Annotated in this window: 7 protein-coding genes; 2 read left to right on the top strand and 5 right to left on the bottom strand. The window is 60.3% G+C overall.

Annotated features, from left to right (window positions below):
• Nucleotides 1-26 precede the first annotated feature (26 nt).
• Nucleotides 27-344, bottom strand: a complete 318-nt coding sequence (locus F7R19_RS19715) for a porin (protein ID WP_282959937.1) — start codon at nt 342-344, stop codon at nt 27-29.
• Nucleotides 345-642: 298 nt separating this feature from the next.
• Here F7R19_RS19715 and flgB point away from each other — a divergent pair, with 298 nt between their 5' ends.
• Complete coding sequence (gene flgB / locus F7R19_RS19710) at nt 643-1,065, top strand: flagellar basal body rod protein FlgB (RefSeq protein WP_017510537.1); 423 nt, start codon at nt 643-645, stop codon at nt 1,063-1,065.
• 487 nt (nt 1,066-1,552) lie between these two features.
• The gene (locus tag F7R19_RS19705; RefSeq protein WP_029309115.1) at nt 1,553-4,045 is read left to right on the top strand and encodes a heavy metal translocating P-type ATPase; all 2,493 of its coding nucleotides are present in this window, start codon (nt 1,553-1,555) and stop codon (nt 4,043-4,045) included.
• A gap of 56 nt (nt 4,046-4,101) precedes the next feature.
• Here F7R19_RS19705 and F7R19_RS19700 read toward each other — a convergent pair whose 3' ends face one another.
• From F7R19_RS19700 to F7R19_RS19685, 4 genes are all read right to left on the bottom strand, one after another.
• Nucleotides 4,102-4,410: a double zinc ribbon domain-containing protein gene (locus F7R19_RS19700; RefSeq protein WP_017510540.1), complete on the bottom strand. Its 309-nt coding sequence runs from the start codon at nt 4,408-4,410 to the stop codon at nt 4,102-4,104.
• 241 nt (nt 4,411-4,651) lie between these two features.
• The gene (locus tag F7R19_RS19695) at nt 4,652-5,776 is read right to left on the bottom strand and encodes a glycosyltransferase family 2 protein (protein ID WP_017510541.1); all 1,125 of its coding nucleotides are present in this window, start codon (nt 5,774-5,776) and stop codon (nt 4,652-4,654) included.
• On the bottom strand, nt 5,773-6,156 hold the full coding sequence (locus tag F7R19_RS19690; protein WP_017510542.1) for a GtrA family protein: 384 nt from the start codon (nt 6,154-6,156) through the stop codon (nt 5,773-5,775). The genes F7R19_RS19695 and F7R19_RS19690 overlap by 4 nt, the downstream gene beginning before the upstream one ends.
• Nucleotides 6,153-7,790, bottom strand: coding sequence for an ArnT family glycosyltransferase (locus F7R19_RS19685; protein WP_017510543.1), 1,638 nt, complete (start codon nt 7,788-7,790; stop codon nt 6,153-6,155). Before F7R19_RS19685 ends, F7R19_RS19690 begins: the two co-directional genes overlap by 4 nt.
• Nucleotides 7,791-7,977: the final 187 nt, after the last annotated feature.

The raw sequence follows: 7,977 nt of genomic DNA, 5'->3' as shown, positions 1-7,977 counted from the left end.
TCCACCGCGATAGATCGCCACGTCCATCAGCGTTGCCCGACGGCACGCAACATTGGTGATGGACGGTGCCGCAGCCGACCATCAATTACCGTGCTCGCGCATCCATCGAATCTCGTGCTCACGCACACGCCGAGATCTTCAACGCCACGCATGCCCCAGCGCGACGTCGACATATTGCCCGAGGTCATGCGGACCTGGCTTGAACCACCAGGCGAAGCAGACGGGACGTTGCTCAGATACTCGATACCAGCATCGGCGACACCGTAGAGCGTCACGGTGGATTGAGCGAAGGCTGTCGTGGCGAACAGACCAAACGATGCAACGGCAATGCGACTAATCTTCATGGATTCTCCTCAGTAAGGCCAGAATGAATTTTTGTTGAGGGCGAGTATAGAAATCCGCAGATGACGCTCAGATTGCTTTGCAATTACACGGGGGAACTTCGTGGTTCAGCGACGACAGGTATGCAAGCACTATGGATTGCACGTGTTGACAAGGCTTCCAGCAAGCGCCGTCCTTCGACGTCGACGCGAACATTGCGAGTTGGTAATGGGAAACTCATGAAAAAGGGTCGTTGCTCTAACCACAGTGTCGAATGCCGCTGACATACGCTGCGCGCTCCGAACTAGTTGGAGAGTGGAAATGGATACCCCATACATCGCAAAGTGGGCCCGTAGTGAAGACAGCGTTCACGAGCAGGCGCTGAGGCTTCGGACGCGGAGGTTCGAGCTGTTATCTGCAAACATCGCGAACGCGGACACACCGAATTTCAAGGCGCGTGATCTCGACTTCAGTGCCGAGTTGGAGCGGGTGATGGGGAGTGGGCAGAATTTCGCCGGCATGACGATGACCTCGCCGCGACATATCGAAGCGAGCAAGTCGGCGCTGGAGGAGGACCTTATGTATCGGGTACCGCTTCAGTCGAGCATGGACGGCAACACCGTCGAGATGGACGTCGAGCGCGTGGCGTTCGCGGAGAATGCGCTGCGTATGCGATTCTCCATTCAAAAGACCGCCGACGAGTACAAGGATATGCTCAAGCTTTACCAGGACATGCGGCCGTAGTGACAGACGTCAGTCGCCGTCAGATTACCTGAGATTGATGGCGGCGCTCGACGCGTCTCGAGATGATGCTTCTGGTGCGCTCGCCGGGGACTGCTTCTTCGGCGGATGCGTGGCCGTTCGATGTCTGGGGTTAGCGGCCTTTGCCTGAAGTTGAGCAGGTGCGGCGCATTTGGTGTAGGACTGGTTGGCCGGGACGACGCTGTTCTCGACAAGATCCGGGCAGTACCTTGTATCGGACAAGGGGCCTGGCGATGGGGACAGCAGCAAGGCCAGGTAGGCAACGACACTGAGCATCTTGTAAATTACTAGAGTCTTCCGCGGTGGAAGCGTGTCCGTACGATAGACGCGCGAGATGACTGGCAGATTGCGAAGTAATTACGGGTCGGCAATGTTTGAGGTGATGGGTCGATTGGGAGTCAAAGGCAAGGCACACTGATTGCTAGTTGTGCGAGTCACTGCCGTCTCAGACCAACTGGAGCCCGTAACAATGACCGAAAAGCTGCGCTTGGACATCCCTGTTTTACTTCCAGGCATCCCTGATTCCTCGGACCCCTGCGTCGAGCGGCTGCTTGCGGAACTGCGGGCCAAGGATGGCGTCGATGCGGCACATCTCAAGTCCGGCAGTCCGGGAGATGATCCCCAGCTCTGTGTGCATTACGATCCCGCGATCATTTCTCTTTCCCGTATCCGCGAACTGGTGACGAGCACTGGCGCGAAGCTTTCGTCTCGCTTTGGCCATGTTGTCTGGAATCTTAAGGGTATTACGCACGCGCGGCGGGCGAGGACGGTTGCAAGTCAGTTGCGTGATTTTCCGGGCGTCATCGAGGCAGAGGTCAGTGCGGCCGGCATGGCGCGCGTCGAATTCGACAACGAACGGACGTCGGCGGCGAAGATTCGGGAGGCGTTGGCACAACGGGGCCTTGCGCCGACGGACAGCAGCGCGCGGGGTGATCGTAGCCATGCCGGCCATGATCACGGCGAGGGTGCCGCGTCCCATGTTCATGGGGAGGAAAAGGGGCATGCCGGGCACGAGCACGGCGGAATGTTCGGGCCGAACACGGAACTGATTTTCTCCGTCATCTGTGGTGCCTTGCTCGGCGTTGGCTTCGCCATCGAGAAGCTGGTCGCCTATGCGCCTGGCTGGCTGCCGACCTCGCTCTTTGTTGTTGCCTACGTCTTTGGCGGCTTCTACACCGTACGCGAGGCAATCGAAAACCTTCGGTTGAAAAAGTTCGAGATCGATACGCTGATGCTAGTCGCCGCGGCGGGTGCGGCTTCGCTCGGCGCATGGGCTGAGGGCGCGCTACTGCTGTTCCTGTTCAGTCTCGGTCATGGACTCGAGCACTACGCGATGGGGCGGGCGAAGCGGGCCATCGAAGCCCTTGCCGAGCTCACGCCTGCTACGGCCAGGGTGCGCCGCGATGGCGATGTGAGCGAAGTACCGGTAGAGGAGTTGCGGGTCGGTGACGTGGTTGTTGTCCGACCAAATGAACGTTTGCCCGTCGATGGATTCTTGGTGAGTGGGACGTCCTCGATCAATCAGGCGCCAGTGACTGGCGAGAGCATTCCCGTCGACAAGCAGCCGGTGGCTGATGTGCAAGCGGCTAGAACGAGGCCGGACGGTGTAGAGGCCAGCTCACGCGTGTTCGCCGGAACCATCAACGGGGCTGGGGCCATCGAAGTAGAAGTGACGCGTCTTTCCAGTGAGAGCGCATTGGCGAAAGTCGTCAAGATGGTCAGCGAGGCCGAGGCGCAGAAATCGCCCAGCCAACGATTCACCGAGAGGTTCGAGCGGATTTTCGTCCCGGCTGTACTTGTGCTGGCGGTATTGTTGCTGTTTGCAGGTGTGGTCGTCGATGAGCCGTTCAGCGCTAGCTTCTACCGCGCCATGGCGGTGTTGGTGGCTGCTAGCCCGTGCGCGCTTGCCATTGCTACACCTAGCGCGGTCCTCTCCGGGGTGGCACGGGCGGCCCGTGGAGGGGTACTCATCAAAGGCGGGGCGCCGCTCGAGAATCTTGGCTCCCTCAAGGCGATCGCATTCGATAAGACTGGAACGCTCACCGAAGGGCGTCCTCGCATCACCGACGTGTTTGCTGCCGATGGCGTTTCCGAACAGGATTTGCTAACGGTGGCCGTGGCCGTGGAGTCTCTCAGTGACCACCCGCTGGCCGCCGCCATTGCGCGCGATGGCCGCAAGCGCCTGGAAGGAAGCCCCGTCCCGGAAGCGACGCATCTCCAAAGCCTGACCGGGCGCGGTGTCACGGCGACGTTGGGCAATGAAACCGTGTGGATCGGCAAGCCGGACATGTTCGGTGCCGAGGGCATGGCCCCGCTGAGTGACGCGATGACGAAGGCCGCCCAGACGCTGCGGAGCAATGGTCGCACGACGATGATCGTGAGGCAGGGGGACCGGGACCTTGGCGCTATTGGTCTGATGGATACACCACGCGCGTCGGCGCAATCCGCACTCCAGGCGCTGCGCGGTCTTGGTATTACGCGCATGATCATGATCTCCGGCGATCATCAGCGCGCGGCGGAGGCAGTCGCTAAGGAAGTGGGCATCGACGAAGCTTGGGGCGATCTGATGCCCGAGGACAAGGTCGAAGCGATTCAAAAACTGCGCGCGGAAGCCAAGGTGGCAATGGTAGGGGACGGCGTCAACGATGCGCCGGCGATGGCAAATGCCACCGTGGGTATTGCTATGGGCGCTGCAGGTTCCGACGTGGCACTGGAAACGGCCGACGTGGCACTGATGGCCGACGATCTCAAGCACCTGCCGTTTGTGGTCGGGCTGAGCCGCCACACGCGGGCCATCATCCTGCAGAACGTCTATATCAGTCTGGGTGTCGTGGCTTTCCTACTGCCAGCGACGATCCTTGGTCTCGGCATCGGTCCCGCCGTCGCGATGCATGAGGGTTCGACCCTCATCGTCGTATTCAATGCACTTCGGCTGCTTGCTTATCGCGACAAGTCCAGATGATGCAAAGGTCGCGTTCAGGCAAGGATGCCGGACGCGACCGCCCTCACAGTTTTTCCTTACTTGGCTTTGCCGCAACTGCCGCAGAACTTGGCATCTTGCGCAAGGGCGGTGCCGCATTGCGTGCACGGCGTGGGAACCAGCGAACTACCGCATTGTTGGCAGAAGCGTGCACCATTGACGCCCACAACACCGCAGGTTGGGCAGGGATGCCTGGCGTAGCTCTGCGGCGGCGCAGGGGGATTGCCGTAACCGTTGCCGGAATCACCATAACCATTGCCGTGATGGCCTCCGCCGTGACCGCGCCGCATTCCCTTGCCATGGTGGCCGCCGCCGTGACCGCTCAAGAGTCGTTCCAGGAAACCCATCTATTCTCTCCTTAGTGGATATGTGTCGTCGCGTTTGCGGGGCGCTCGGGACCTTCGCTTCGCTGTCCCGTAGCGCATCGCGTTGCCAATGACTGCAGTAGATAGTCTGTAGTAGCTACAGGGTCAACGGATGAAAATGGCGAGGGGTGGTGAAAGTTGCTGGTATTTCACATTCTGTCAAAGACGTCATGATGCCGACGCTTGCTCGCCATCTGCGGGCGTCGCGCACGTCTTCAGCCGGCTAACGAACCGAGGCCAGCTTCTCGGTTAGAGCGGAGGCTTGGTGCCGGCCGTCCGCCAGATCCGGCTCTTCACCCTGAGATCTACCCGGTGCGTGGAAGATGGCTGCAGGCGCCATTGGGGTCCTTGCTGGCTGCCGCGGTTCCTGAACTACGCCGCTGACGCTAGGCTCGGTGCCTGCGGGCGCTGCATAGCTCGCAACGAGATACACCGGGCGTCGCTTGACCTCATTAAACAGCCGCCCGACATACTCCCCCAGTATTCCGAGAAAGACGAGTTGCAGCCCGCCAAGCATCAGCAGGACGGTCATCATCGATGGATAGCCGTGTACAGGGTCGCCATAGAGCAGCGTCTTGCCGACGATGTAAGCAGCCATGCCAAATGCAGGGATGGCGACAAGCAGGCCAATGGAGGTCGCGAACTTGAGCGGGACAGTGGAAAAGGCGGTAATGCCGTCCACCGCAAAGCGCAGGAGCTTACGGTAGTTGAACTTGGTCGTTCCCGATGCCCGTGCGTCGCGCCGATACATGACCGCGGTCTGACGGAATCCGATCCAGGAGTAAAGCCCCTTCATGAACCGGTGTTGCTCTCGAAGCTGCCCCAATGCAGCCACAGCACGCCGGCTCATGACACGGAAGTCACCGGTGTCGGCCGGGATCTCCGTGTCGCTGAGTTTGCCCATCAGTCGATAGAACCAGTGCGCGGTGAACTTCTTGAGGAACGACTCGCCGTCCCGAGAGGTACGCGTGGCATAGACCACGTCGAAGCCCTCTCGCCATTTGTCGACCAAGGCGGGAATCAACTCCGGCGGATCTTGCAGGTCGGCATCGATGATCACCACGGCGTCACCGCCTGCCACATCGAGGCCTGCGGTCAGTGCGGCCTCTTTGCCGAAGTTGCGACTAAGTTCGACAATGCCCACGCGCGCTTCATCGGCCTTCAGACGGTGCGCCAGTTCCAACGATCGGTCTCGGCTGCCATCGTCGACATAGATGACTTCGTAGTCGGAACCCAGTCCCTCCATGACGCGGAGGAGCCGGAAATGAAACTGGGGCAGGACGGCCTCTTCATTGAAGAGCGGCACGACGACCGAAATCTTCTCGGTCGGCAGGGTGGGATCATTCATCGCATCGCTCCATTCATGAACGTCCAGTTTGCATGGAGTACGTAGTTGACCAACATGACTAAAAGGGTCGAGGCGATCTGGGCAATCAGGTAATGCAGACCGACGGCCAGTCCTGCCCACATCAGAATTGAGTTGAGCAGGAATGCCAGGACCGAGACCAGGATGAACCGGACGAAGGCGGCGCGCTCCGAGTGAGCACGTACGAACACCCATCGGCTGCTGATGAAATAGTGGCTCAGCAGTCCGACGACGCTACCGGCTGCCGACGCCGGTAACGCAGGCGCACCAAAGCTGACGAGCGCGATCAGCGCGGCATAGTGCAACGCAGTAGCCGTCGCGCCAGCGCCAAGAAATCGTACAAAACGCGCCGGGATGGTCATGGCTTCTGCACGAGAACGTTGACGCCATGTCGGCTGAGCACGGTCGTATCCGCTCCGAGCAACGCCTTCAGTCGCTCGAACGTGTCCTTGCGCATGACGGCGAGCTTGTGGCCGGGGGCTGTCCATCGCTGTACAAACGCAGCTTCATCGGCGATCCACTTGTTGGGTTCGACCGTGAAGCCAAGATCCAGCTCGGATCTGGCCCCCACAATGGTGGGCTCCCGCTCGGCATAGAATGCCAGGCCCCGGTCAATCTGCCCGACGTTGAACAGTTCCGTGTTGATGCGGGCCGCAGCTTTGGCTTCAATGCCGATCGGCTTGATGGAAAGCGATTCAAATGCTCGCGACGCCAGCAGTCCCGTCTGTAGGCCGGCAAGTGTCGCCAGGGACGCGACGGCGACCGCGCATAGCCTGCGGCCACGCATAGCGATGCCAAAGGCCAGGAAGCCCCCCAGCACCAGGATCGCCATGGTGACGGAGCCCCATACCTGGAGCGATGCTGGGTCAGTGACGTCGCGCTTTAGCACCGCACCCGACAGTGTCGGGTGCCACAGCAGAAACGCGATCGCTACGCCAAGCAGCGGCAAGGAGAGGAAGCTCGCGGCAAGGGTGGGGCGACTCACGGCCATTGCCCGATGGGCAAGCAGTACGGCCGCCGGCGGAAAGGCGGGGAGGATATAGAGCGGCAGCTTGGAGCGGGAAATCGAGAAAAATCCAATCACCACGATCACCCATAGCGACAGAAATAGCTGGGAATCGAAGCTCCGCGTTGTCCGGGCCAATCCCGGCCGAGGTGCGATGGCGCCGGGAATCAGAGCGATGAACGGCAGGACGCCGGCGGCACCCACTGCAAGGAAGAACCAGACGGGCTTGTCTCGCTCATGCACCGAAGACGAGAACCTTGCAAAATGCTCGTGGATGAAGAAGTAGTTTAGAAACTCCGGGTTGCGTACCGAAACCATGATGATCCACGGCACTGCAATCGCAACGGCGAGCAGGCTCCAGCGCCAGAATTTGGTGCTCAGGAAGCTGAAGATCTGCCCGGTCAGCAGTGCATAGAGCAACAACGTGATTGCTGGCAGCACCACGGCGATCAAGCCTTTGGCGAGGAAAGCCAGTCCAACCAGCAACCAGACGGCTGGGAACAGGCGAGGCTCTCGCTTCTGGTAGGCGACCGTGAACATCAGGGCTGCGCTTCCGAGAAGCGCACCGACGCCAATGTCCGTCGTTGTCAGATTCGAGCCAAGAATCCAGAGCGGGGCGCCAACAAGTGCTAGTGCAGCAGCCAGGCCCATCTGGCTTCCGTAGAGCAATCGCGCCGCCCACCATGCGGCAGCGACGCCCAAGAGTCCTGCGAGGGCACTCCAGATCCGGGCGGTCCATTCGGAAGGGCCAAAGATCTCGTAGGCGGTAGCGGTCGCCCAGTACTGGAGCGGTGGTTTGTCGAAGAACTTGACGCCGTTCAGGCGTGGTGTGACCCAATCACCTGAGACGTACATCTCGCGGGGAACCTCGGCGTATCGCCCTTCATCGGGCTCATACAGCGGGCGCATGGATAGCGTGGAAATCCAGAGGACCACCGTGATCGCGATGGTCAAGGCCAAGAGAATCTTTCGCTTCAAGAGACTGCCCATCAAGGTTTCGGCGACAATCGCCACCGATATTCGTCAATTACTGTCAGCCCCAGCGAAGGGCCAGGGCCTCGGAGGTGTTGCGTTGCTCTCGTGACGTTGTGCGTGTGGCAGAACACGTGGCGCATTCTTGATCTCCGCGAGGAGTAGATGCGACTTGCACTGGGAGTCGATTGGGTGGCGGCCGGCC

The sequence above is a fragment of the Cupriavidus pauculus genome, from assembly GCF_008801835.1.
Classification (GTDB): domain Bacteria; phylum Pseudomonadota; class Gammaproteobacteria; order Burkholderiales; family Burkholderiaceae; genus Cupriavidus; species Cupriavidus pauculus.
Note: the sequence above shows the minus strand (reverse complement) of the source record. Positions and strands in the feature narration are given on the sequence as shown.

Coding starts and splice junctions, on each gene's coding strand:
- F7R19_RS19715 (WP_282959937.1), bottom strand. CDS start 344: ATGAAGATTAGTCGCATTGCCGTTGCATCGTTTGGTCTGTTCGCCACG.
- flgB (WP_017510537.1), top strand. CDS start 643: ATGGATACCCCATACATCGCAAAGTGGGCCCGTAGTGAAGACAGCGTT.
- F7R19_RS19705 (WP_029309115.1), top strand. CDS start 1,553: ATGACCGAAAAGCTGCGCTTGGACATCCCTGTTTTACTTCCAGGCATC.
- F7R19_RS19700 (WP_017510540.1), bottom strand. CDS start 4,410: ATGGGTTTCCTGGAACGACTCTTGAGCGGTCACGGCGGCGGCCACCAT.
- F7R19_RS19695 (WP_017510541.1), bottom strand. CDS start 5,776: ATGAATGATCCCACCCTGCCGACCGAGAAGATTTCGGTCGTCGTGCCG.
- F7R19_RS19690 (WP_017510542.1), bottom strand. CDS start 6,156: ATGACCATCCCGGCGCGTTTTGTACGATTTCTTGGCGCTGGCGCGACG.
- F7R19_RS19685 (WP_017510543.1), bottom strand. CDS start 7,790: ATGGGCAGTCTCTTGAAGCGAAAGATTCTCTTGGCCTTGACCATCGCG.